At 72.1% G+C, this 24,369-nt stretch carries 23 protein-coding genes and 1 tRNA gene; 15 read left to right on the top strand and 9 right to left on the bottom strand.

Translation table 11 applies throughout. From position 1 onward, the window contains the following. The 9 genes from N8K70_RS13990 (at position 1) to N8K70_RS13950 (ending at position 9,028) form a co-directional block, all read left to right on the top strand. Positions 1-990 (top strand): ABC transporter permease, encoded by a 990-nt coding sequence (locus tag N8K70_RS13990; protein WP_317138961.1) that lies wholly within the window; start codon positions 1-3, stop codon positions 988-990. 5 nt (positions 991-995) lie between these two features. Beyond that, positions 996-2,009: an ABC transporter permease gene (locus N8K70_RS13985; protein WP_317138960.1), complete on the top strand. Its 1,014-nt coding sequence runs from the start codon at positions 996-998 to the stop codon at positions 2,007-2,009. Beyond that, positions 2,006-2,887: an ABC transporter ATP-binding protein gene (locus N8K70_RS13980; protein WP_317138959.1), complete on the top strand. Its 882-nt coding sequence runs from the start codon at positions 2,006-2,008 to the stop codon at positions 2,885-2,887. Before N8K70_RS13985 ends, N8K70_RS13980 begins: the two co-directional genes overlap by 4 nt. Continuing rightward, positions 2,884-3,759 carry an ABC transporter ATP-binding protein gene (locus tag N8K70_RS13975; protein WP_317138958.1) on the top strand — a complete coding sequence of 292 codons (876 nt, stop codon included), beginning with the start codon at positions 2,884-2,886 and terminating at the stop codon, positions 3,757-3,759. Before N8K70_RS13980 ends, N8K70_RS13975 begins: the two co-directional genes overlap by 4 nt. 86 nt (positions 3,760-3,845) lie before the next feature. Next, a complete protein-coding gene (locus N8K70_RS13970; RefSeq protein ID WP_317138957.1) occupies positions 3,846-5,015 on the top strand; it encodes an ROK family transcriptional regulator in 1,170 nt (389 codons plus the stop codon). Between the two features lie 175 nt (positions 5,016-5,190). After that, on the top strand, positions 5,191-7,305 hold the full coding sequence (locus N8K70_RS13965; RefSeq protein ID WP_317138956.1) for an alpha-galactosidase: 2,115 nt from the start codon (positions 5,191-5,193) through the stop codon (positions 7,303-7,305). Then, positions 7,302-8,363 (top strand): alpha-hydroxy acid oxidase, encoded by a 1,062-nt coding sequence (locus N8K70_RS13960; protein ID WP_317138955.1) that lies wholly within the window; start codon positions 7,302-7,304, stop codon positions 8,361-8,363. The genes N8K70_RS13965 and N8K70_RS13960 overlap by 4 nt, the downstream gene beginning before the upstream one ends. Positions 8,364-8,373: 10 nt before the next feature. Beyond that, a tRNA-Ser gene (locus N8K70_RS13955) sits at positions 8,374-8,464 on the top strand. Positions 8,465-8,857: 393 nt separating this feature from the next. Next, the gene (locus tag N8K70_RS13950) at positions 8,858-9,028 is read left to right on the top strand and encodes a hypothetical protein (protein WP_317138954.1); all 171 of its coding nucleotides are present in this window, start codon (positions 8,858-8,860) and stop codon (positions 9,026-9,028) included. A 25-nt stretch (positions 9,029-9,053) separates the two neighbouring features. Here N8K70_RS13950 and N8K70_RS13945 read toward each other — a convergent pair whose 3' ends face one another. Then, positions 9,054-9,305, bottom strand: a complete 252-nt coding sequence (locus tag N8K70_RS13945; RefSeq protein ID WP_317138953.1) for a DUF4287 domain-containing protein — start codon at positions 9,303-9,305, stop codon at positions 9,054-9,056. 82 nt (positions 9,306-9,387) lie between these two features. Here N8K70_RS13945 and N8K70_RS13940 point away from each other — a divergent pair, with 82 nt between their 5' ends. Then, entirely contained in the window at positions 9,388-9,849 is a 462-nt protein-coding gene (locus tag N8K70_RS13940; protein ID WP_317138952.1) for a DUF4186 domain-containing protein, read from the top strand. 9 nt (positions 9,850-9,858) lie between these two features. Here N8K70_RS13940 and N8K70_RS13935 read toward each other — a convergent pair whose 3' ends face one another. Both N8K70_RS13935 and N8K70_RS13930 read right to left on the bottom strand, forming a co-directional pair. Next, the gene (locus N8K70_RS13935; RefSeq protein WP_317138951.1) at positions 9,859-10,779 is read right to left on the bottom strand and encodes an alpha/beta hydrolase; all 921 of its coding nucleotides are present in this window, start codon (positions 10,777-10,779) and stop codon (positions 9,859-9,861) included. A gap of 111 nt (positions 10,780-10,890) precedes the next feature. Then, a complete protein-coding gene (locus N8K70_RS13930; RefSeq protein WP_317138950.1) occupies positions 10,891-11,946 on the bottom strand; it encodes a phosphotransferase enzyme family protein in 1,056 nt (351 codons plus the stop codon). 166 nt (positions 11,947-12,112) lie between these two features. Between N8K70_RS13930 and N8K70_RS13925 the strand changes: the two genes are divergently transcribed. Next, positions 12,113-13,459 carry an aspartate aminotransferase family protein gene (locus N8K70_RS13925; RefSeq protein WP_317138949.1) on the top strand — a complete coding sequence of 449 codons (1,347 nt, stop codon included), beginning with the start codon at positions 12,113-12,115 and terminating at the stop codon, positions 13,457-13,459. Between the two features lie 39 nt (positions 13,460-13,498). Here the strand turns inward: N8K70_RS13925 and N8K70_RS13920 are convergent, their stop codons facing one another. Continuing rightward, positions 13,499-13,657 carry a hypothetical protein gene (locus N8K70_RS13920; protein WP_317138948.1) on the bottom strand — a complete coding sequence of 53 codons (159 nt, stop codon included), beginning with the start codon at positions 13,655-13,657 and terminating at the stop codon, positions 13,499-13,501. A 147-nt stretch (positions 13,658-13,804) separates the two neighbouring features. On the opposite strand from N8K70_RS13920, the gene N8K70_RS13915 reads away from it, so the two are divergent. Next, on the top strand, positions 13,805-15,007 hold the full coding sequence (locus N8K70_RS13915) for an MFS transporter (protein ID WP_317138947.1): 1,203 nt from the start codon (positions 13,805-13,807) through the stop codon (positions 15,005-15,007). A 150-nt stretch (positions 15,008-15,157) separates the two neighbouring features. Here the strand turns inward: N8K70_RS13915 and N8K70_RS13910 are convergent, their stop codons facing one another. The 4 genes from N8K70_RS13910 to N8K70_RS13895 are packed head-to-tail and all read right to left on the bottom strand — an operon-like array spanning position 15,158 to position 20,185. Further along, a complete protein-coding gene (locus tag N8K70_RS13910; protein WP_317138946.1) occupies positions 15,158-16,747 on the bottom strand; it encodes an ABC transporter ATP-binding protein in 1,590 nt (529 codons plus the stop codon). Next, a complete protein-coding gene (locus N8K70_RS13905; protein WP_317138945.1) occupies positions 16,744-17,571 on the bottom strand; it encodes an ABC transporter permease in 828 nt (275 codons plus the stop codon). The genes N8K70_RS13910 and N8K70_RS13905 overlap by 4 nt, the downstream gene beginning before the upstream one ends. Next, positions 17,568-18,539 (bottom strand): ABC transporter permease, encoded by a 972-nt coding sequence (locus N8K70_RS13900; RefSeq protein ID WP_317138944.1) that lies wholly within the window; start codon positions 18,537-18,539, stop codon positions 17,568-17,570. Before N8K70_RS13900 ends, N8K70_RS13905 begins: the two co-directional genes overlap by 4 nt. Before the next feature lie 17 nt (positions 18,540-18,556). Further along, positions 18,557-20,185, bottom strand: coding sequence for an ABC transporter substrate-binding protein (locus N8K70_RS13895; RefSeq protein WP_317138943.1), 1,629 nt, complete (start codon positions 20,183-20,185; stop codon positions 18,557-18,559). 294 nt (positions 20,186-20,479) lie between these two features. Here N8K70_RS13895 and N8K70_RS13890 point away from each other — a divergent pair, with 294 nt between their 5' ends. The 3 genes from N8K70_RS13890 to N8K70_RS13880 all read left to right on the top strand — a co-directional run bounded on the left by N8K70_RS13890 (position 20,480) and on the right by N8K70_RS13880 (position 23,100). Continuing rightward, on the top strand, positions 20,480-21,409 hold the full coding sequence (locus N8K70_RS13890; RefSeq protein WP_317138942.1) for an aldose 1-epimerase family protein: 930 nt from the start codon (positions 20,480-20,482) through the stop codon (positions 21,407-21,409). Positions 21,410-21,959: 550 nt separating this feature from the next. Further along, positions 21,960-22,493 carry an NADPH-dependent FMN reductase gene (locus N8K70_RS13885; protein ID WP_317138941.1) on the top strand — a complete coding sequence of 178 codons (534 nt, stop codon included), beginning with the start codon at positions 21,960-21,962 and terminating at the stop codon, positions 22,491-22,493. Between the two features lie 28 nt (positions 22,494-22,521). Then, positions 22,522-23,100, top strand: a complete 579-nt coding sequence (locus N8K70_RS13880; protein ID WP_317138940.1) for a flavin reductase family protein — start codon at positions 22,522-22,524, stop codon at positions 23,098-23,100. Positions 23,101-23,107: 7 nt separating this feature from the next. Here N8K70_RS13880 and N8K70_RS13875 read toward each other — a convergent pair whose 3' ends face one another. After that, positions 23,108-24,295, bottom strand: a complete 1,188-nt coding sequence (locus N8K70_RS13875) for a thiolase family protein (protein ID WP_317138939.1) — start codon at positions 24,293-24,295, stop codon at positions 23,108-23,110. Positions 24,296-24,369: the final 74 nt, after the last annotated feature.

Here is a 24,369-nt window from a genome sequence, read left to right as displayed (position 1 = left end):
ATGAGCTACTACCTGCGCAAGCTGGGCTTCTATCTCGTCGCCCTCTGGGCGGCGCTCACGCTCAACTTCCTCATCCCGAGGCTGCTGCCGGGGAACCCCGTCGACATCCTCCTCGCCAAGCTCCAGCAGCGCGGCGGGACGGTGACGGCGGAGACCCGGGCCGCCTACGAGCTCCTCCTCGGCGGCAACACGACCGATCCGCTCATCGTGCAGTACGGCAGCTATCTCGTGAACGTGCTGCGCGGCGACCTCGGGGTGTCCGTGACGTACTTCCCCGCGCCCGTGACGGAGGTCATCGGGCAGTCCCTGCCGTGGACGATCGCGCTCATCGGCATCGCGACCGTGCTGTCGTTCCTCCTCGGCGTGGGCCTCGGAGCCCTCGTCGGCTGGCGGCCCGGGACCTGGCTCGACTCCCTCGTGCCGGCGACGACGCTCCTCGCCGCGGTGCCGTACTTCTGGCTCGCGCTCATCCTCGTCTATCTCCTCTCGACGGGACTGGGGCTCTTCCCCTCGCAGGGCGGCTACGACGTCGTCCTCAACCCGGGATGGAACGCCGAGTTCATCGGATCGGCCCTGTACTACGGGTTCCTCCCGGCCCTCACGATCGTCATCGCCTCGCTCGGCGGATGGCTGCTGGGCATGCGCAACATGATGGTGTCGACGCTGTCGGAGGACTACATCCTGACCGCGCAGGCGAAGGGGCTGTCGGACGGGCGCATCCTGCGGGGGTATGCCGCGCGCAACGCCGTGCTGCCCTCGATCGCGGGCTTCGCGATCTCGCTGGGCTTCGTCGTGTCGGGCTCGGTCGTCACGGAGCAGGTGTTCTCGTACCCCGGCATCGGGTCGAAGCTGCTGTCGGCCGTCACGAACAACGACTACGCCCTCATGCAGGGGCTGTTCCTCTTCATCACCCTCGCGGTGCTGGGGGCGAACCTCGTCGTCGACCTCTTCTACGGGCTCATCGATCCCCGAACGCGCGCACGGAGCTGACCGCCATGACGAACATCACCCCCACGACGGAGCCGTCGGTCGCCGACGCGACCGAGACGATCGTCACGCGCACCGCACGGGAGCTGCGCGCCGCCCGCGGCCGGCGATCCCGCTCGGCGCTGCGCCAGATGCTGCCGACCCTGACGCCGTGGCTCGCGCTCGGACTCGTCCTCATCGTCGGCATCGCCCTGTTCGGCCTCGTCGGACCGCTCTTCGCCGGCGACCCCACGGCCATCCGCGACATCGGTCTCACGGGGCCGTCGGCCGAGCACCTCCTCGGCACGACGCAGACGGGGCAGGACGTCCTCGCCCAGCTCGCGATCGCCACACGCGGCTCGCTCGAGATCGGCCTCATCGTCGGTGTGCTCGCCACCGTGCTGTCGGCGTTCTTCGGCATCCTCGGCGCGTACGTCGGCGGCTTCGCCGACGAGGCGTTCTCGCTCTTCTCGAACGTCTTCCTCGTCATCCCCGGCCTGCCGCTCGTCATCGTCATCTCGGGATTCGTCCCCGCCGAGGCGCGGGGCCTGTGGACGATCGCCGTCGTCCTCGCGATCACGAGCTGGGCGGGGTCGGCGCGCGTCCTGCGCGCGCAGACGCTCTCCATCCGCAGCCGCGACTACGTCGCCGCGTCGAGGGTGGCGGGGGAGAGGGCATGGCGCGTCATCGCCGTCGAGATCCTGCCGAACCTCCTGCCCGTCCTCGCCTCGCAGTTCGTGTTCGCCGTGATCGCCGCCATCCTCGGCGAGGCGGGGCTGTCGTTCCTCGGCCTCGGCGCCTCGAACTCCTCGACGCTCGGCACGATGCTCTTCTACGCGCAGAACGGCTTCGCCCTCTCGCTCGGAGCCTGGTGGTGGTTCGTGCCGCCCGGTCTCGTCATCGCGCTGTTCGGGATGGGGCTGTCGCTCGTGAACTTCTCGATCGACGAGATCATCAACCCCAAGCTCAAGAACGTGCGACTGCACGCGCGTCGCGCTCGCCTCGCTCGGCGTGCCGCCCGCAGGACGGAGGGCGCACGATGAGCGGCGCGACGACTCCGGAGCGGGACGGCCGTCCCGTGCTCACGGTCGACGACCTCTCGGTCGTCTACGAGGTCGAGGAGCCCGTGACCGCCGTGCGCGGCGCGAGCTTCGAGCTCGCCGCGGGGGAGATCCTCGGGCTCGCGGGCGAGTCCGGCTGCGGCAAGACGACGCTCGCCTACGCCATAGCCCGGCTGCACAAGCCGCCGGCGCGCATCTCCGGCGGCGGCGTGGTCTTCCACGACCGCGACGGAGCGGACGTCGATCTGCTCGCGCTCGGCGACGAGCGGCTGCGGGCGTTCCGCTGGTCTCAGCTGTCGATGGTGTTCCAGGGGGCGATGAACGCCCTCAACCCCGTCACCACGGTCCGCACGCAGCTGGAGGACGTGCTCCGGGCGCACCGACCGAGGATGCCGAAGGCCGAGCGGCGCGCCCGGGCGGCGGAGGTCCTGCGGCGGGTGGGCGTCGATCCCTCGCGGCTCACGTCGTATCCCCACGAGCTCTCGGGAGGCATGCGGCAGCGGGTCATGATCGCGATGGCGATGATCCTGGAGCCCCAGGTCATGATCATGGACGAGCCGACCACCGCGCTCGACGTCGTCGTGCAGCGCGACATCCTGCGCGAGATCGTCCGCCTGCGCGACGAGCTCGGGTTCGCCGTCGTCTTCATCACGCACGACCTGCCGCTGCTGCTCGAGATCAGCGACCGCATCGCGGTCATGCTCCGCGGCGAGATCGTCGAGCTGCGCGCGGCCGAGGACATGTACCGAGACCCGCACCACGACTACACCCGCACGCTGCTGGGCTCGTTCCCGAGCCTCAGCGGGACGCGCGGCGCGTTCATCCGGACGGGCGTCGAGGACGAGGAGGCGCGCGCATGACCCGCGTGGAGGTCACGGATCTCGTGAAGGAGTTCAGCGTCCGCGACGGGCTGCGCCGCCGCCGCTTCCGCGCGGTCGACGGCGTCTCGTTCGCGCTCGAGCCGGGCCGGACGGTCGCCCTCGTGGGCGAGTCCGGCTCGGGCAAGTCGACGATCGCCCGGATCCTGTCGAGGCTCGAGAGGCCGACGTCGGGCGTCGTCGAGGTGCGGCGCGACGACGGCGCCCCGGTGCCGGCCGCGCGCTACCGCCGGCACGTGCAGATGGTGTTCCAGGACCCGTTCGCCTCGCTCAACCCCTTCCACTCGATCGAGCACCACATCGCCCGGCCGTTGCGCATCCACCGGCGCACGCGCGGGACGGACGAGACGCACGAGAGGGTCGTCGAGATGCTCGAACGCGTCAACCTCGACGCCTCGTTCGCGTCGCGTCGCCCCCACGAGCTCTCCGGCGGTCAACGTCAGCGCGTGGCGATCGCCCGCGCTCTCGCCCCCGGTGCGCAGGTCGTCCTCGCCGACGAGCCCGTGTCGATGCTCGACGTGTCCATCCGCCTGGGGGTGCTCAACCTGCTGGGACGCCTGCAGCGGGAGGACGATCTCGCCGTCCTCTACATCACGCACGATCTGGCGACCGCCCGGCACTTCTCCGACGAGATCCTCGTGCTCTACCGGGGCCGCGTCGTGGAGCGCGGCCCCGCCGACGCCGTCATCCTCGACCCGCACCACGACTACACGCGTCTGCTGGCCCTGGCGGCGCCCGACCCCGAGCGCATCGGCAAGGTCGTGAGCGGGGAGGCCGCGCCCGACCGGGCGACGCTCGACAGCGCGGTGTGCTTCAACCACTTCACGGGCGAGTGGGAGCGGGCGGCCGCGTAGCCCCCGCCTCCCGCGTGCAGCGGATGCGCAGGTGAGCCTTCGGGCGAGCGGGCGTGCGAGGCACTAAATTCAGGGATGTGACAAAGATGGGCGATGGGGGAGCCGTCGACGACCCGGCCGACGTCCCCGGACGCGTCGAGATCGGCGAGATGTCGCCCGCCATGCGCTCCGCCCTCCTCGAGGTGCTCATCCACGGCGAGCTGCCGCGCGCGGAGATCGCGCGACGACTGCACCTGTCGCGGGCGAGCCTCACGCGCATCACGCGTGCGCTCGTCGACGCGGGCCTGCTCGCGGAGGGCGAGACGCGTCTCATGGCGCAGACGGGGCGCCCCTCCGAGCTGCTCAGCCTGCGGGCCGATGCGCGGCACTTCCTCGGCGTCAAGCTGACCGGAGACACGCTGTACGCCGTCGTCACGGATCTCGCCGCGACGATCGTCGCCTCGACGGAGCGGCCACTGCGATCGCGCGAGGTGGCCGATGTCGTGGCCGAGATCGCCGAAACCTCGCGGGCGTTCGCGACGGAGTTCCCTGGGCTCACCTCCATCGGCATCGCGATCGCCGGACGCGTGAGCCGAGCACGGGACGCCGCCGTCGTGGAGCGGTCGGCGTTCCTCGACTGGACGGACGTGCCGCTGGGCGCGCTCGTCCGCGAGGAGACGGGACTGCCGTGCGTCGTGGAGAACGACGTGCAGGCGCTCACCGCGACCGAGCACTGGTTCGGCGCGGGGGCGGGCATCGACGACATGGCGCTCGTCACGGTCGGCGTCGGCATCGGATGCGGCCTGGTCGTGAACGGCCGGCCCGTCGAGGGCGCCCACAGCAGGGCGGGCCAGCTCAGCCATCTCATCGTCGACGAGGGCGGCCCGCCCTGCGGGCTCGGCCACAGGGGATGCGTGTCGAGCCTGCTCGTGAACGGGTCCATCGTCGCGGCGTACGGCCGACCGGACGTCGACTACGCGGGTGTCGTGGCCGCGGCGCGGGGCGGGGACGTGCGCGCGTCGCGCGTCTTCGCGGACGCCGGCCGTGCGCTGGGCGTCATGATCGCGACGGTGGCGAACCTCGTCGACCCGCGCAAGATCGTCCTCACGGGCGACGGCATCGCCGTCGTCGAGCTCGCCGGCGATGCGCTGCGGAGCGCCGTCGACGAACGCCTCGACGAGGACGCGGCGCCCGTCGACCTCGACGTGCGCACGTGGGACTTCTCCGAGTGGGCGCGCGCGGGGGCGGGGCTCGCCATCCGCGCCCTGCTCGCCTGAGCAGGTTTGTTTCACAATTTGACAAAGTGGGCTCGACGCGAGAGTCTTCCTGGGGACGACGACGAGGCGGTCGAGAGGGAGGCCCGATGTTCCGCTGCCAGCCGGAGCGCCCTGCCGGAGGATGCCGCGCGGCGGCCCGTCCGCCGCGGCGCGGCACGAGGAGGCTCGCTCTCTCATGACCGTCTCGATCTTCCGAGCCGGGGGAGCCGCGCTCATCGTCGCCTTCCGCGAGGACGGTCTGCCGGAGGTGCTGCACTGGGGGGCCGACCCCGGCGAGGTCGCCGAGGAGGGGCTGCGCGCGCTCGCCGGCGCGTCGGCGCGACAGGCGTCGTCGAGCGCGCTCGATCTCCCCTGGCCGCTGACCATCCTGCCGACCGAGCGCGACGGCTGGGCAGGGCGCCCCGGGCTCTCCGGGACCGCGGACGGGGCACCGCTGCTGCCCGGATGGCGCGTGACGGACCTCGGGTCCGACGAACGAGGGTTCACGCTCACGGCGGAGGCCGACGGTCTCGTGCTCGAGAGCGGGCTGCGCCTCGACGACGCGGGGGTGGTCCGCGTCGACCACAGGCTCGTCAACGCGAGTGCCGCACCGGTCGCGCTCGCGGCGCTGGAGGCGACCCTGCCGCTCGCCGAGCGCGCGAGCGAGCTGCTCGACTTCGGCGGCCGCTGGACGCGCGAGCGCGCGCCGCAGCGCCGTCCCCTCGCGATGGGCAGCCACGCGCGCGAGTCGCGTCGTGGCCGCACGGGGCACGACGCCCCGCTCCTCGCCGTGGCGGGGACGCCCGGCTTCGGCGACCGCTCCGGCGAGGTCTGGGCCGTGCATCTCGCGTGGAGCGGGGATGCCGTCTATCGCACGGACCGCCTGCCCGAGGGGCGCAGCGTGCTCGGCGCGGGCGAGCTGCTGCGGCCCGGCGAGATCGAGCTCGGCCCCGGCGAGTCCTTCTCCGCGCCGACGACGTGGTTCGTCTGGAGCGATGCCGGACTCGACGGGGTGTCCGCTCGGCTGCACCGCTCGCTGCGCGCCCGCGACGGCCATCCGCGGACTGCCCGCCCCGTCGTCCTCAACACGTGGGAGGCGGTCTACTTCGCTCATGACCTCGGACCGCTGACCGCACTGGCCGATGCGGCGGCGGAGGTCGGCGTCGAGCGGTTCGTGCTCGACGACGGGTGGTTCCTCGGACGCCGCAGCGATCGCTCGGGGCTCGGGGACTGGGAGGTCGACCCCGAGGTCTGGCCCGACGGACTGCATGCGCTCATCGACCACGTGCGCCGCACGGGCATGGGCTTCGGCCTGTGGGTCGAGCCGGAGATGGTCAATCCCGACTCCGAGCTCGCCCGGGCCCATCCGGAGTGGCTGCTCGCGCCTCCCGGCCGTGCCGCGCGCTCGTGGCGGCATCAGCACGCGCTCGACGTCGCGCGCCCCGAGGTCGCCGCGTGGCTTCTCGGACGACTCGACGCGCTGCTCGTCGAGTATCCGATCGAGTACCTCAAATGGGATCACAATCGCGATCTGCTGGAGGCCGTCCATGCGGGTCGCGCCGGCGTCGACGCCCAGACGCGCGCCGTCTACGCCCTGCTCGACGAGCTGCGTCGTCGTCATCCCTCGGTCGAGATCGAGTCGTGCTCGTCGGGCGGCGCACGCGTCGACCTCGGCATCCTCGCGCGCACGGACCGGGTGTGGGCATCCGACACCAACGATCCCGTGGAGCGGTCGCGCATCCAGCGCTGGACCGAGCTGCTGCTGCCGCCGGAGCTCATCGGCAGTCATGTCGGGCCCGCGCACGCGCACACGACCGACCGCGTGACCGACCTGCGGTTCCGGATGGCCATGACGCTCTTCGCCTCGGCGGGGATCGAGGCCGACGTCACCCGCTTCTCGGAGGCGGAGCGGTCGCAGCTGGCGGAGTGGATCGCGGAGTACAAGAGGCTGCGCCCGCTCGTGCACACCGGCGAGCTCGTGCACGGCGAGACGTCCGACGAGGGCGCTGCGCTCACGGGAGTCGTCGCGTCGGATGGATCGCACGCGGTGTATCGACTCGCACGGGAGACGACGGGGGAGTGGGCCGTGCCCCCGGCGTTGCGCCTGCCCGGCCTCGCGCCCGACGCGACGTATCGTGTGAGGGTGATCCCCGCCCTGACCGCAGCGCGCTTCCTCGATGCCGAGTCCGTCCCCTGGATCGCCGACGGCGAGGTCGTGCTGCCGGGTGCGCTGCTCGGCGCCGTCGGCGTGCGCACGCCGCTGCTCGCGCCCGCGTCGGCGCTCGTCGTGGAGGCGGTGGCGGTCGGATGAGCCGTGCCGGGATCGACGCGCTGCGCGAGCGCGCACGTCTCGGGCTGCCCGCCCATGTGGCCGACTACGTCGACGCGACAGCCGACGGCGTGGCCGAGGCGGAGGCCGACCGGTGGGACGCCGTGCGCTTCCGCCCCGTCGCGCTGCGCGGCGAGACGGAGACGAGTCTGGCGACCACGGTCCTCGGGACGCCCGTCGACCATCCGATCCTCATCGCGCCCATGGCGCAGCAGGTCGCCGCCCACCCCGACGGCGAGGCGGAGACGGCGCGGGCCGCGGCGGCGTCGGGCACGCTCGTCGGCGTCTCGACGAACACGGCCGTCCCGTTCTCGCGGATCGCCGAGCAGGGCGCCCCGTGGTGGTTCCAGGCGTATCTGCTCGCCGACTCCGACCTCACGGACGCGCTGGCGGCGCGGGCCGCGGCGGCGGGGGCGAGCGCGATCATGCTCACGGTGGAGCTCACGGCGCTGCGTGTGGACCCGCGGATCGAGCCGACGAACTGGCCGGACGGCCCCGGGCGGGCGCGCCTCGCCAACCTCACGGACGACGAGCGCTCGCGTCTCGGCGATCGCCCCGGACGCCTTCCCGGTCTCGAGCAGATCGCCCGGCTGCGCGAGATCGCGGGGCTGCCCGTCGTCGTCAAGGGAGTGCTGCGCGGAGACGATGCGCGTCGCGCCGTCGATGCCGGAGCGGCCGGCGTCCTCGTCTCGACGCACGGCAACCGGCGCCTGGCCGGATCGATCGCCGCGGTCGACGCGCTGGCGGAGGTGGCGGATGCCGTGGCGGGCGACGCCGAGGTGTATGCCGACAGCGGCATCCGCGACGGCCGGCACGTCCTCGCGGCGCTCGCGCTGGGCGCCCGCGCCGTGTTCGTGGGCCGTCCGGCCTGGTGGGCGCTCGCGGACGACGGTGCGGCCGGCGTGGAGGGGCTGCTCGCGGGGCTCGCCGACGAGCTCACGGCATCGCTTCGCCAAGCGGGAGTCGGCACGCCCGCGGAGGCGCGTGCCGCCCGGATCGCCGTCGCCCCAGGATTCGCATCGGACCGCGGTTTGGCTTAAGCTTGTCGGCGGTGACGTGTCCGAGCGGCCGAAGGTGCAACTCTCGAAAAGTTGTGTAGGGTAACCCCCTACCGTGGGTTCAAATCCCACCGTCACCGCCATTGTGATGTCTCGGGACATCGTGAACGGTTGGCCCCCCGGTTTCGGGGGTCCAACCGTTTTTCGTTGGTAGCCGTGGGTGGGGTCGAGGGTGAGGTCGGCGAGGACTTCGCCGGTGTCGCGGGTGCTGATGGTGGCGTTGCGCCCCCGGTTTGTCAGAGGCTCGTGGTAACCCGCTCGGCTTATAAGCAACCTGCGCTGAGTGCGGACGGGGACGCAGCTTGTTGCGTCCCGGGGGTGGTGGGGCTCCTGACGCCGACGTTGAAGAGGGATCCGCCGGACGCTCTTGCCGACACTTACCTCCATAAGTGTTGGCAAGGTGGAAGCGTGTCCACGCCTATCTCATCCGATCCGCCGGATGTCGGCGCACCGTTTCGCTGTACGAGAACGCGGGGATGACTCTGCCTCGAGAGCTGACCGCGCGAGAACGCGATGTGCTCCTCGCGATGAACGACGACGCACCGCGATGTGAGAGCGCGTCGGACGGAGCCGACGAGGAAGAGCGCCGGGCGTGGCGCGAGAAGGTTGTCGAGGAGCTCCCGCCCGCGCCCGAGATCGTGTTCTGACCGTTACCGCCGTCGGGCGCTTTCCTCACTCGGCGAGCTTCGCGCGCACGTACGCGACGATCGCGTTCGCGTGGCCGTGCCCGAGACCGTGATCGCTCTTGAGCAGGCCGACGACCTCCCCGTGCGGCCGGCCCGCGTCGAGCCCCTCGGCGGCGATGTCGAGCCAGTGCTGGACCGGCTGCCCGTAGGTCTTCTCGATGCTCGGGAAGTAGGAGGCCGGTCCCTTCGGCTTCTCGCCCGGAGCGATCGTGGGCGCCTCGACGCGCTTCTTCGTCATTCCCGCATCATCGCAGCGCATCCGCACATCCGGAAGAGAGGCTCCCCCGCCGGGCGTCCGTGCCCGGCAGTAGCCTGGGCCCGTGGACACGAGCAGCGCGCACGTCGACGAGGTGCTGGCGCGCGTCGGGCAGTACCCGTTCCGGGCGAAGTTCCACCTGCGCGACGGGGAGCGCAGGCAGGCCCTCCAACACGAGATGTCGGTGATCCGGCACCACGCCGCCGACATCGTCGGCAAGCGGCTCGCTCCGGCGCATCCCGCGAAGGACGGGAAGCAGACCCCGTGGGGCGGGCATCCGGTGTTCCGTGCCCAGCATGCCACCGGCACGTGCTGCCGCGGATGTCTGAAGCGCCTGCACGGCATCCGCGACGGCCGCGAGCTGACGGGGCCCGAGCGCGACTACGTCGTGGCGATCATCTCCCGCTGGATCGAGAAGGAGTGCGCTCGGCCTCATCCGGCCGAGGTCGCGCCGCAACGGGCAGTCGCGACCCGTCCGGATGGCCGGCGTCGCTCGGACGGACCGGAACAGCCCACGCTGTTCTGAACGGAGAGGTCAGCGGCCGGAGCCCAGGCGAGAGCCGAGCCATGTCCGGGCGCGCTTGAGGAGCTCCGTGGCCGGCTCGCTGTCGGCCGCCCATCCCTCGAACCCGTGCGGAGCGCCCGACACGACGTCGAGCGTGACATCCACCCCCGCGTCGCGCAGGCGCGAGGCGTATGCGGTGTCCTCTGCGAAGAAGAGCTCGATGTCGGACGTGTAGATCCACGTCGGCGGAAGCCCCGACAGATCCTCCCGCCGCGCGGCGGCGGCGTAGCGGGGCAGCTCGGCGGCGCCCACGCGGTCGCCGAGGTAGGACGACCATCCGACGAGGTTCGACCGGTTGTTCCAGACGAGATGCCCCTCGGCGTCGTGCGCGCGATCGGCCGCGGTCCGGTCGTCGAGCATCGGGCAGAAGAGCCACTGCGCGGCGACCTGCGCGCCCTCGTCGTGGAGACGCTGCACGAGGTTCGCCGCGAGGCCCCCGCCCGCGCTCTGCCCGCCCACGGCGATGCGGCCGGCGTCGACCCCGAGGGCGGCGGCGTTGCGGACCAGCCATTCCCAGGCGTCATGACCGTCGTCGAGTGCTGCCGGGAACGGATGGCGCGGCGCGAGCCGGTAGTCGACGGAGACGACCGCGATGCCGAGCTGCCGAGCCGTCTCCCCGCAGAGCACGTCGTCCATGGCCGCGGCGCCGAGCACGAGACCGCCGCCATGGATCCAGAGCAGGGCGGCGCCCGTCGGCGTCTCCGGCGTGTACACGCGCACCCTGCTCGCGCCGATCCGCTCGACGCGTCGTTCCACGCCGTCGACCGCCGTGCCGCGCATGAGACGCGACAGGTTCCCCGCCAGGAACCGGACGACGGGGTTCTCGAGATCGAGGGAGGGCGTCCGCCGGGTCGCCTCGCGCAGGCGGGGGTCGACTCTCGTGAGGTCCACGCGTCTCCTTCGGGGGACTCGCTGGCCGTCGCAGGCGAACGCGATGCCGTGGGCCGCGGGCCGGCCCACGGAGACTCTACCGGGCCGACCGCGTGAACTCGGGATCGACGGTCAGCCGCGCACGATCCGCAGCGGGTCCGAGAGGTAGCGGCGTCCCACCTCGACCGTGCCGGGGAGGTTCTCGTCCCACAAGTCGGACGGCAGCGCGTCGGCGCGATGGGTCGTCGCCCATCCGAGCATGGTGAGGCGGCGCAGGAGGGACAGTGCCGCGGCGGCGGCGAGGTCGTGGGTCGACAGCGGCCGGATCTGCGTGTAGCCGTCGATCCACCGGCCGGCCATCTCGAGCGCCTCGGGACGATGCTCGTAGAAGGTCAGAGCGGCCGCGAAGTCGTACAGGTAGAAGCCGTGCCCGCAGTCGTCGAAGTCGATGACGACGAGCGGATTCGCCGCGTCCGTCGTCGTCATGACGTTCGACGGACGGAGGTCGGCGTGGATGAGGCCGGCGTGCGCGGGCGACCGGTCGACACCGGCCGCGTCGAGGGAGGCGCGGGCCGCGACCTCCGCGCGTTCGAGCATCTCCCGCTCGGCGTCCGAGAGCGCCGCCGCGCGCCAGTCGCCCCAGCGGGCGTCCGCCCCGACCATGTCGCGCACCCGCCATTCGAAGCGGACGAAGTCCTCCGGCGGGTCCCATGACCGCGCGTGCTCGTGCAGCTGAGCGGTGAGGCGGCCGATGCTCGCGAAGTGCCGCGCGATGTCCGGCTGCTCCTCGAGGATCGTGCCGACGACGAACTCGAACGCGACAGCGGTCCACGTCCGCCCCGACTCGTCCGGGAGGCGCTGGACGAGCGCCCCGTCGGCGCCGCGGACGGGAGAGGGAGTCGGCGCGTCGATGTCCGCGCGCAGGGCCTCGACCCACAGCAGCTCGGCGCGGAGGTGATCGACCCCGCCGGCATAGCCCGGGCGCCCGAGGCGCACGACGAGCGTCGGCACATCGCCGACGTCGACACGGAACGTGATGTTCTCCGACAGCACGATGAGGGTCGCCGCGGCGTCGGCTGGCAGGCCCCACCCGCGCAGGATGCCGTCGCGCACCCACGCGGGCGCGGGCGCACCCCGGCGGAGACGATCGAAGGCGGCCAGCCCGGCGGCGGGATCCACGCGTGTCATGCAGGGACCATACGCGCGGCGGCGTCGGCCCCTCCGCCTGATCGCACGAGCTGTTACACGCCATTTATCGGGGGCGCGCAGATGTTACGGCCCGGAAACAGAAGTCCTTCGCGAACGCCCTCGCGCCGCCGGAGGATGGGAGCACCACGACACGGACGGACGGCGCATGACGACAGGCAACGCGAGCATCCTCGACGGCAACAGCTTCAAGGCCGCCGACGCGGCCGCGCTCGACGACCGGCGCCGCGCGCTCGTCGAGCGCAGGCAGCACCGCCTGGGCGCCGCGTACCGGCTCTTCTACCGCGACCCCGTCGAGCTCGTCCGAGGCCGCGGCGCGCACGCGTGGGATGCGGACGGCAACGAGTACCTCGACCTCTACAACAACGTCCCGTCCGTCGGCCACGCGCACCCCGCGGTCGTGGACGCGGTGCACCGGCAGATGTCCCTGCTCAACACGCACACGCGCTACCTGCACGGCGCCGTGCTCGACTACGCCGACGACCTCGTCTCGACCATGCCCGCAGCGCTGGAGCAGGTGATGTTCGTCTGCACCGGGTCGGAGGCGAACGATCTCGCGCTGCGCGTGGGCCGCGAGTACACCGGCGGCCGGGCGTGGATCGCGACGAGCGAGGCCTACCACGGCAACACGGCCCTCGTCTCCGCGCATTCGCCGTCGCTGTCGGGCGCGGAGGCGATGGACCCGGCCCTGCGCGTGGTCGATCCGCCCGACACGTACCGGTACGTGTCGTCCGAGGCGGCCGGCGCAGCGTTCAGCGCAGCGGTCGCGGAGGCGATCGCCGACATCGAGCGGTCGGGCGACGGCCTCGCGGGGCTCATCGCCGACTCGTCGTTCTCGTCCGACGGCATCTACACGGGCGAGCGCGGCATGATCGCCGACGCCGTCGACCTCGTGCACGCCCACGGGGGAGTGTTCGTCGCCGACGAGGTGCAGCCCGGGTTCGCCAGGACGGGGGAGGACTTCTGGGGCTTCCAGCGCCACGGTCTCGTGCCCGACATCGTCACGACGGGCAAGCCCATGGGCAACGGCTTCCCGATCGCCGCGATGATCGCCCGCCGCGAGGTGCTCGAGCCGTTCAGCACGGCGCGCCCCTACTTCAACACCTTCGGCGGCAATCCCGTCGCGATCGCCGCTGCGCAGGCCGTGCTCGACACCATCCGCGGCGAGGGCCTGCAGGCGCACGCGCTCGAGATGGGCGAGGCCATGCGCACGGCTCTCCGCGACCTCGCCGACGCCCATCCGCGCATCGGCGACGTGCGCGGCGCCGGGCTCTACACGGGGCTCGAGCTCGTCGAGGACCGCGAGACGAAGGCGCCGGACACGGCTCTCGCTCTCGCCGTGCTCGAGGAGCTGCGCGAGCGCAGGGTGCTCACGAGCGTGTGCGGGCCGTCGAACAGCGTGCTGAAGCTTCGGCCGCCCCTGGCGATCTCCGCGGCCGACGTCCCCCGTCTCGTCGACGCGCTGGACGATTCCCTCACCGCGCTCGGAGCGTGAACCGGAGCCGCCCGGGGCGTCGCGCGTTCGTGGCCCGCCTCAGCCCTCTTCGCCCTCCGCCTGCGAGGGATGCCCGCCGGGCTCCGGGTCGGGCTCGCCCAGGGGCGCATCGGGGTCTTCCCCCTCGGCCTGCGACGGATGGGCCTGCTCCGGATCGGACGGTCGCTGCGGTTCGTCGGGGAACGTCGATGTGCTCATGTCCCACCTCTCTCATCGGATGGGTCCAGCGTCTCGGGCCCGCGCTCACCGCGGGAGGGGCTTGACAGGGCGGATGCTCCGGAGCCGACGGGGCGCCTCCCCGGTGTAGCGTGAGACGACTCTGCCGTCCTCGTCGAGAGCGCCCCCGTGACCACCGCCATCCGCCTGCGCCGCAACGCGCTCTTCGCGATGTTCTTCCTGCCCGGCATCGGCATCTCGTCGTGGGTGACGCGCACGCCCGACGTGCGGGTGCTGCTGGACGCCCGGATCGACGAGATGGGGTTCGTCCTCCTCGGGCTCTCCCTGGGGTCGATGATCGGCATCCTCTCGTCGGCGCCGCTCGTCTCGCGCCTCGGGACGCGCCCCGTGATCGCCGCGGGGACGCTCACCCTCGCCCTCGGCGTGGCCGTCATCGGGCTCGGGACCGCTTTCGGCGCGAGCCCGGTCGTCGCGATGGGCCTCGGGCTGTTCGGGCTCGGGATGGGCGGCGGCGAGGTCGCGCTGAACGTCGAGGGCGCCGAGGTGGAGCAGGCGATGGGGCGGTCGGTGATGCCGCTCATGCACGGCTTCTTCAGCCTCGGCACGGTGGCCGGCGCGATCGCCGGCATGCTGCTCACCGCGGTCGCCTTCCCCGTCGTCCTGCACCTCGTGATCGTCTCCGTGATCGTCGTCGCGGGGCTCGTCGTCGCCATCCGCGGCATCCCGGCGGGCATCGGCCGGCGCCCCGTCGTGCGGGACGACTCATCCACCCGGGCGGCGACGGCGCCGCGTCCCGCCGTCTGGAGGGACCCCGGTCTGCTGCTCGTGGGCGGCATCATCCTCGCCCTCGCCATGGCGGAGGGGACGGCCAACGACTGGCTTCCGCTCGTGATGGTGGAGGGCCACGGGCTCGACGCCGCCCTCGGCTCGGCCGTGTACGTGATCTTCGCGGCGTCGATGACCGCGGGCCGCTTCGCGGGCGGATGGTTCGTCGACCGCTTCGGGCGTGCGGCGGTGCTCGGGGCGAGCGCGTTCCTGGGCGCGGTGGGCCTTGCGGTCGTGATCTTCGTCGACCATCAGGGGGCGGCGGCCGCGGCGGTCGTGCTGTGGGGACTCGGCGCGTCGCTCGGCTTCCCCGTGGCGCTCTCGGCGGCGGGCGACTCGGGCGAGGACACCGCGGCCCGCGTGTCGTTCGCCGCGACGATCGGCTACGTCGCGTTCCTCGTCGGCCCTCCCGTGCTCGGCCTGCTGGGCGAGAGGTTCGGACTGCGCCAGGCGATGATCGTCGTGCTCGTCCTCGTCGGCGCGGCGGTCTTCCTCGCGCCCGCGGCCAGGACGAAGGCCGAGCGGGAGCTCCGCGCCGTCCGCTGAGCGCCCGCTGCGCCATGGCCTGAGCCTTCGTCGGTGCGAAAGTCTCGTCATGGCGCGCGAGAGCCGCACTTCCGCACCGATCGTCCTCGAGTCGGAGTCGGAGTCGGAGTCGGAGTCGGAGTCGGAGTCAGAGCCGGGGCGTGGCCGGCGTCACGCCTCCGGGGCGAACGCCGTGCCCCAGGCGGGGATCGCGGCGATGAGCTCCTGCGTGTAGGCGCTCCGCGGGTCCGCGAACACCGATTCCGTCGTGCCCCGTTCGACGACGCGTCCGTCGCGCATCACGAGCACCGACTCGCACACGAGTCGCAGCACGGCGAGGTCGTGCGTGATGAAGAGGTACGACAGCGACGTCTCGCGCTGCAGCTGCGCGAGGAACTCGAGGATCTGCGCCTGGATCGTCACGTCCAGCGAGCTCACGGCCTCGTCGCAGACGAGGACGTCGGGGCGCACGCTCAGCGCGCGGGCGATCGCCGCCCGCTGGAGCTGCCCGCCGGAGAGCTCGTCGGGCCGGCGGGAGGCGATGGACGACGGCAGTCGCACCTGGTCGAGGGTCTCCTCGAGGCGCCGACGCTGCGCACGAGGGCCGAGGGAGGTGAGGGCGCGGACGGGCTCGAGGACGGACCAGGCGATCGAGTGGGACGGGTCCAGGGAGGAGTACGGGTCCTGGAAGACGGGCTGCACGCGCGAGCGGAAGGACCTCGACCGTGTGCGCCCTCGTTCCTCGCCGTCGTCGAGGCGGATGGTCCCCGCGTCGGCCTCGTCGAGCCCCAGGAGCACGCGGGCGAGCGTCGTCTTGCCCGATCCCGACTCGCCGACGACTCCCAGCGTCTGCCCGCGGCGCAGCACGAGATCGACGTCGTCGAGCGCGACGGCCTCGCCGAAGGAGCGACGGAGTCCTTCTGCGGAGAGCACGGCCGGCGCGTCGGCGGCGGCGGGCGAGACGAGCGGATGCGGACTCCGCTGCGGCAGCGAGGCGATGAGCGAACGCGTGTAGGCGTGCTGCGGCCGGGCGGCGACGACGCGCGCCGGGGCGTCCTCGACGATGGCCCCCCGGTCGAGCGCGGCGATCCGGTCCGCCCGCTCCGCCGCGACCGCGAGGTCGTGCGTGATGAGCAGCAGCGACGTGCGCGAGGACGCGATGAGGTCCTGGATGCCGTCGAGGATGTACTTCTGCACCGTCACGTCGAGGGCGCTCGTCGGCTCGTCCGCGACGATGAGGGCGGGGCGGCCGACGATCGCCATCGCGATGAGGACGCGCTGGCGCTGACCGCCGGAGAGCTGATGCGGATAGCGCGCGCCGATCTGGTCGACGCGCGTGAGCCCGGCGTCCCGCAGCGCCTGGTCGGCGCGCTCTCGCGCCTTGGAGGACGCGACGCCGTGCGTCGTGAGCGCCTCGGCGACCTGCGCGCGCACGCGGCGCAGCGGGTTGAGGGAAGCCATCGGATCCTGCGGGATGAGCGCGACCTCTCGGCCGCGCACGCTGCGCCACTGCTTCGCCGTGAGATGCAGCAGGTCGCGGCCCTGGAAGCCGATGCGGCCGGCGACGCGCGTGCGTCTCCGGTGCAGGCCCAGGACGGCCCGGCCGATGCTGGTCTTGCCCGATCCCGACTCGCCGACGACGGCGACGGTCTCGCCGCGGGCGACCGAGAGGTCCACGCCGTCGACGGCGACGTGGTCTCCCCGGCGCGACCGGTACTCGATGCGCAGTCCCTCGATGTCGAGCAGTGGTTCGTCGGTCATCGCGCGCGTGTCCTCGCATTCCTGCTCAGCCGGTTCAGGGACAGCACGGTCAGCACGATGACGAGCCCCGGGAACGTCGTGAGCCACCAGGCCTCCGCGATCTGGATGCGTCCCTCGTTCACCATCGAGCCCCATTCGGGGTGCGGCGGCACCGCGCCGAACCCGAGGAAGCTCAGTGCGGCGACCGAGAGGATCGCGCCGCCGAGCTCCAGGCCCGCGAGCACGATCACCGGGCCCGTCGCATTGGGCACGATGTGCGTGACGAGCGTGAGCGGCCCGGAGGTGCCGCTCGTGCGGGCGGCGTCGAAGTACGGCAGGCTCAGGATGCGGATGGTCTCGGCCCGTGCGAGGCGCGCGAAGCCCGGGATGCCCGCGATGCCGACGGCGATCGCCACGCGCTCGACGCCGAAGCCGAGGATGGAGACGAACGCCATCGACAGCAGCAGGCCGGGGATGGCGACGAGCACGTCGACGAAGCGGGAGATCGCCGAGTCCACCCACCTGCCGACGGAGGCGGCGATCATGCCGAGCGCCGTGCCGACCACGAGCGAGATCGCGACGGCGAGCGTCCCGGCGAGAAGGGAGACGCGTGCGCCGTAGACGACGCGGCTGTACACGTCGCGCCCGAGGAGATCGGTCCCGAACCAGTGCGCGGCGCTCGGCCCCGTGAGCGAGCTCGCGGGGTCGAGGTCGTCGACCGGGTCGTGCGTCGCGAAGAGCTGGGGGAACGCCGCCCAGCCGACGAAGAGCAGGAGCGCCGTGATCGCGAGCACGGCGCCGGGCTGCCGCACCGAGCGGCTCAGGACCGCCGAGAACCGGCTCACGAGCGTGTGCCTTCCCTGCGGTCGGGCTCGACGACGCGCGGGTCGATCCAGCGGTACGCGAGGTCGACGACGAGCGTGACGAGGACGAAGACGCCGCCCGTGAGCACGACGAGCGCCTGGATGAGGGGGAAGTCGCGCGCCTGCACCGCAGACACGAAGAGGTTTCCGACACCCGGCCGCGCGAAGATCGTCTCGACGATGGTGGCGCCCGAGATGATCGTCCCGAACAGCAGGCCGACCATCGTGAACACGGGGAGGCTCGCGTTGCGCAGCACGTGGCGGAGCACGACGCCGGTGCGTCCGAGACCCTTCGCGAAGGCGACGTCGGCGTACGGCTCGGCGAGGCCCTCGGCGATCGAGCGCGCGAGCAGCTGTCCCAGGGTCCCCGCCGCCAGGAGGGCGAGGGTGAGCGAGGGGAGGACGAGCGACAGCGGCCCGTTCGCGCCGAAGGCGGGGAACCATCCGAGCCCGAACGAGAAGACCTGCAGCAGCAGGATCGCGAGCCAGAAGGACGGCATGGCGATCCCGAGCACGGTCAGGGACTGGAAGAGCGAGCGGACCCAGGCCCCCGGCAGCAGGACCGCGCCGAGGCCGAACGCGAATCCGAGCACGACCGTGAGGACGATGCTCGCGAGGCCGAGCTCGACCGTCGCGCCGATGCTCGCGGCGATCACGTCGACGACGGGCTGCTGGCGGGCGAACGACGTGCCCCAGTCGAGGGTCGCCACCCGGAACAGGTATGCGACGTACTGCAGGACGATCGGCCGGTCGAGCCCGAGCTCCCGGCGGACCTCCGCGATCTCGTCGGAGTCCGCCGAGCCGCCGCCCTCGCCCCCTCCCTGGCCCCCGCCGAGCATGATGACGGCGGGGTCGCCGGGGATGAGGTAGACGAGGAGGAAGGAGAGGGTGACGGCGCCCCAGAGCACGATGAGGGCGTGCCCGAGCCGTCGCAGGACGTAGCGGGTCATGAACGGCGGTCGCCGCCCTACGGGTGCACGTCGACGAGAAGCGGCTTGCCCTCGATGTCGGTGTGCGCGCCCTCGATGCCCGGCGCGGCGGCCGAGTACTGGATGAGGTCGTAGAGGGGCACGGAGTACCCGCGCTCCAGGATGATCTCCTGCACCGCGCGGGACGCCTCGAGCCGCTCGTCGGCGTCGACCGTCGTCTGCAGGACGTTCAGGGCCGCGTCGAGCTCCTCGTCGGGGTTCGTGAAGAGGAACGACTGGTTCTCGTAGAACGAGCTGTAGACGATGCGGAGAACGTCGGGATCGGCGCGCGTCTGCGACCACGTCGTGATGTCGAACGGGTAGTCGTGAATGCTGTACTCCGACAGGTCGGCGACCGGCTCGAGCCGGAAGTCGATGCCGACCTGGTTCCACTGCTGCTGCACGAGCTGGAGCAGTGTCTCCGTCGTGCCGGCGCCCGTGTACTGGATCGTGATCGCGAGCGGCTCGCCGTCCCCGTTCACGCGGATCCCGTCGTCTCCGACGGTCGAGAACGACGACTCGTCGAGGATCTGGTTCGCGACGTCGACGTCGTACACGAGCTCGTCCGAGAGGTCGACGTACCCGGGGTTGGTCGTCGTGAGCACACCCGTCGCGGGCGTGTACGCGCCCTGGAACACGGTGTCGACGATGGCCTGGCGGTCGGTCGCGTAGCCGAGCGCCCGGCGGACGTTCTCCTCGGCGAACACGTCGCGGTGCAGCAGGGGCACGAGCGGGATGGAGATGGCGGGCATCGGCGTGCTGACGAGCGTCGCGCCGCTGCTCTCGACGGTGCTCGTCGTCGATGCGTCGAGGATGTACGCGTAGTCGAGCTGGCCGGAGGTCACGGAGCCCGAGAGGGTCGTCGGATCGGGGATGAACGAGATCTCGACGGTGTCGTAGTACGGCCTGCCCGGGTTCTCGTAGAGCGGCGACGGCCAGGCGTAGTCCTCGCGCGCCGCGAGCACGAGCCTGTTCTCCGGCTCGTACGACTCGACGACGAAGGGCCCCGTGCCGATCACGTCGCCCGCGGCGACCTCCTCCGGGGCGAGATCGATCGACGCCTGCCCGATGATCCCGAGAGACTGCGTGGACGTCGCCTGGAGGAACTGGGCGTTGGGGGAGTCGAAGGTCGCCGTGACCGTGTGCTCGTCGACGACCTCGCTGCCGACGTATCCGCGGAAGTAGCTGCCGGCGATGAACGCCAGCGAGCCGATCTCGACGACGCGGTCGAAGTTCGCCTTCACGATCTCCGCGTCGAAGGGCGTGCCGTCGGAGAACGTCACCCCCTCCTTGAGATGGAACGTGAACTCCGTGACGTCGTCGTTGATCTCCCACGACTCCGCGAGCCACGGCAGGATCTCGCCGGTCTCCGGATCCTGCTCCGTGAGGGTGTCGGTGATCTGACGCGACACGGTGCGGGGGAACAGCTGCGGACGCTGCTGCGGGTCGTAGTTGGCGACGTCCTCGCCGCCGAAGCCGACGCGGAGCGTCCCGCCGTACTCGATCTCCTCGCCGGACGCGGACGACTCGGCCGGGTCGGCCCCGCCCGAGCATCCGGTGAGGAGGAGGGCGGATGCGGCGACGAGAGCCGCGAGGCGCAGGGGCGTCGTGCGACGCTGTCTGTTCATCTTTCGCTCCGGGGGAGGAGAGGGGCGCGGGCTGTGATCGGGACCCGCCGCGGGAGGGGTGCGATCCGGTCCGCGGCGAGCTCCGACGATATCGCCGAGCACGTCACGGTCCCCGTCGCGTTGCGCATCGTGCCGATCTGTGAACCGGCGTTACGCTCCGTGTTGCGCGGCGGCCCCGTGTCGCCGGGTCGTCCTCCCGTCTGCGGCGGATGCGGCGCGCGCCCGGAGCCGGACATACTGGCAGACGGGCTCGTCGCACGGGATGGCGGGCATGGAGCAGAGGGAGAACACGACATGACGCAGGCCATCGACGTCTCGGGCGTCCAGCACGTCCTCCGCGCGGACGGCTACGAGGCGGTCGTCGCGAGCGTGGGAGCGACCCTGCGCTCGCTGACCTTCGAGGGCCGCGACCTCGTCGTGCCCTTCGCGAGCGACGAGGTGCGGCCGGTCTATCGCGGCACGACGCTCGCCCCGTGGCCGAACCGCGTGGTCGACGGGCGGTACGCGTTCGACGGCGTCGAGCACCGGCTCGCGCTCACCGAACCGGCGCGCGGGCACGCGCTGCACGGCCTGCTCGCCTGGGCGGACTTCGCGGTCCTCGACGAGGGCCCCGCGCACGTCGTCCTCGCGGCGACGATCCAGCCGCAGGAGGGCTATCCGTGGCGCGTGACGGTCACGACCGCCTTCGCGCTCGACGAGAACGGGCTGACCCAGACCGTGTCGGCGTCGAACGCGAGCGCCGCCCGGGCGCCCTTCGGCACCGGCCCGCACCCGTACCTCGTCGCCGGCCCGGGCGTCGTCGACGACTGGACGCTGCTGCTGCCGGCCGACGCCGTGCTGCACGTCACCCACGACCGCCTCGCGCCGACGCACGTCGGCCGGGTGTCCGACGACGCCGAGCGCTTCGACTTCCGGGAGTCGCGCCGGATCGGCCCGGTCGAGATCGACCACGCGTACACGGGCCTGTCGAGGGACACGGCCGGAGTCGCGAGCGCACGGCTCGTGTCGGACGCGGGCACGGGGGTGAGCCTGTCGTGGGACGGCCGGTGCCCGTGGGTGCAGATCCACACCGCCGACCGGCCCGGCGAGCCGGGTCATCGTGCGGGGCTCGCCGTCGAGCCGATGACCTGCCCGCCCGACGCGTTCAACTCCGGCGCCGACCTCGTGGTCCTCGAGCCCCGTGAGACCGTGGACGTCGCATCCTGGACGATCGCGGCGGTCTGACGCCGGAACACGAGGATGCCCCCTCCGTCGTCGGAGGGGGCATCGAGCCGCTGCGTCGCGGAGTGGTGCGGTCGGCTCAGTCGTCTTCGCCCTCGGCCTGCGACGGATGGCGGTCGAACCACGCCGGGACTCCGGCGAAGTCGAGCGCGTCGGCGTCGAACTCGAGGGCGGTGGCGGGAGCGTTCATGGGTTCCTCCTTGTCGTGGGGCGGCCCCGGACGGGGCGCCGATGTCGGTGGTGATTTCAGGATGCGCCCGCATCGCACGGCCGCACCTCGCGTTCCGCGATTAAATCGCGCGATTCTTTCGATTTCCGACAACGAGCGGTGCCCGACATCCGCCGTCGCGAAATGAAACCGTACGAAACAGAACGGGCTCGGCAATGCCGACGTAATACGGTTCCCGCATAATCGGGGATGCAGCGTAAGCCGTTGCGGGCCCACCGGGCCACAAGATCTCGGTGGTGCGTGGAGGAGTCTCGGGCTCCACGTTCCCTCCGCGGTTCGTGACTCCTCGAACACCCGTCGTTCGGTAGGAGAAGTGAGAAGCGGATGTCGCTCAGAGTCGCAGTCGTCGTCGGTAACCCGAGACCCCTCTCGCGCACGCGCAGGGTGGCGGAGCTGCTCGTGGAGAAGCTCCTGTCGCCCGGCTCGTACGAGCTGGAGGTGATCGATCTCGCCGACCACGTCGACGAGATCTTCGCGTGGCCTTCGGACGAGCTCGCGGGGCTCAACGCATCGGTCGCCGAATCCGACCTCGTCGTGTTCGCGTCGCCGACGTACAAGGCGACCTACACGGGGCTGCTCAAGGCGTTCCTCGACCGGTACCCGGCGAACGGGCTCGCGGGCGTGACGGCGATCCCCGTGCACACGGGGGCCGACTTCACCCATGCGCTCGGTCCCACGTTCACGCTGTCGCCGTTGCTGGCCGAGCTCGGCGCGGCGGTCCCCGGCCGCGGCTTCTACCTCGCGCTGAGCCAGCTGGAGCAGCTCGACGAGGTCGTCGAGGCGGCCGCCGCGGAGTACGCCGCGAACCTCGCAGGCCTCGCGAAGGTCTCCGCCGCCGCATCCGCCGCCCGTGTCTGACCGCTCGTCCATCCCGAGGAGGAACACCTTGTCCGACACCGCCCTCCAGGCCGTCGCCGCAGAGAACGCCGCATCCGAATCGGCGCCGGAGCCCGTCGTGCCCGCGCTCGACCCGCGTCGCTTCCGGAACGCGCTCGGCCACTATGCGTCAGGCATCACGATCGTCACGGGCCACGACGGGCACGAGCCGATCGGCTTCACCTGCCAGTCGTTCTACAGCGTCTCGGTCGATCCGCCGCTCGTGTCCTTCAGCGTCATGAAGAGCTCGACGACGTATCCGCGCATCAGAGAGACGGGCCGCTTCGCCGTCAACGTGCTCGCCAGCGACCAGATCTCGGTCTCCAGCCAGTTCGCCCGCAAGGGGACCGACAAGTGGGCCGGCGTCGACTGGAGCCCCGCGACGTCGGGAGACCCGGTGATCGCGGGCGTCCTCCTGTGGATCGACACCGAGCTGTGGGCGGAGTACGACGCGGGAGACCACTGGATCGTCGTCGGCCGGGTCACGGAGCTCGGTCCCGAGGACGGGGACGCCGGCGCCCCGCTGCTCTTCTACAAGGGCGAGTACCGGCACCTGCATGAGACGGACGAGTCCTCCTTCACGATCTGAGCGGCGCTCAGCCCTCCCAGCGGCGCAGCAGCGCGGCGATCGCCTGGCCTCCGCCGATGCAGAGCGTCACGACGGCATGCTCGAGGTCGCGGCGGCGCAGGTCGAGTGCGGCGCGGACGGCGAGGATGGCGCCCGTCGCGCCGACGGGATGCCCCAGCGCGATGGCGCCGCCGTACGGATTGGTCCTCTCGGGATCCAGGCCCGAGTCGCGGACGACGGCGACGGCCTGCGCCGCGAACGCCTCGTTGAGCTCCACGACGTCGACGTCCTGCGGCGAGAGACCCGTGCGCTCGAAGAGCCGAGAGAGGGCGAGCGTGGGCGCGTAGCCCATGAGGCCGGGCTCCATCGCCGCGGTCGTGACCGCCTCGATCGTCGCAAGCCCCGCGACACCGCGCGCACGCGCATCCGACTCCCGCATGAGCACGGTCGCCGCCGCGCCGTCGTTGACGCCCGACGCGTTTCCCGCCGTCACGGTGCCGTCCTGCTCGAACACCGGACGCAGCCGCGCGAGCGCCTCGATCGTCGTGCCCGGGCGCGGATGCTCGTCCGACGAGACCTCCACGGGCGTGCGCCCCGCGGTCGTGACGGCGACGATCTCCTCCGCGAACGCGGCGCGCGCGGCCTCCGTCGACGCACGTCGCTGGCTCTCGACCGCGAACGCGTCCTGGTCCTCGCGGGAGACGCCGTAGCGCCGCGCGACGTTCTCGGCGGTCACGCCCATGTGCCGGCCGCTGAACGGATCGGTCAGGAGCGCGACCGTGCCGTCGAGCAGCGCGCGGTCGCCGAGGCGCGCGTTCCCTCGGCTGCCGTAGTCGAGGAAGGGCGTGCGCGACATGCTCTCGTCGCCGCCCGCGACGACGACGTCGACACCGCCCCACAGCAGTTCCTGCGCGCCCGACCAGATCGCCTGCAGCCCCGAGCCGCACAGCCGGTTGACCGTGAGCGCCGGGACGCGGTCCGGGAGATCCGCGGCCAGCGCCACGCGACGCGCGTTGTACGCGTCCGCGCCGTACTGCCCGACGCAGCCCATCACGACCTCGCCGACCTCGTCCGCTCGCACCTCGGCGCGCCGCAGGGCCTCCGAGACGGCGGCGGCGCCGAGCAGATGCGCGTCGGTGTCCTTGAACGCACCGGCGAAGCTTCCGACGGGCGTCCGCGCGCCCGACACGATCACGATTCTCTCGCTCGTTCCCATCCGCCCATTCTCGCCGGCAGGAGGACGAAGGGGGAAGGGGAGGGCGATCCGCGTGGCGTCGTCCTCCTGCGGTG

The sequence above is a fragment of the Microbacterium sp. AB genome (genome assembly GCF_032878875.1).
GTDB lineage: Bacteria > Actinomycetota > Actinomycetes > Actinomycetales > Microbacteriaceae > Microbacterium > Microbacterium betulae.
This window is presented reverse-complemented; position numbering and strand designations above follow the sequence as displayed.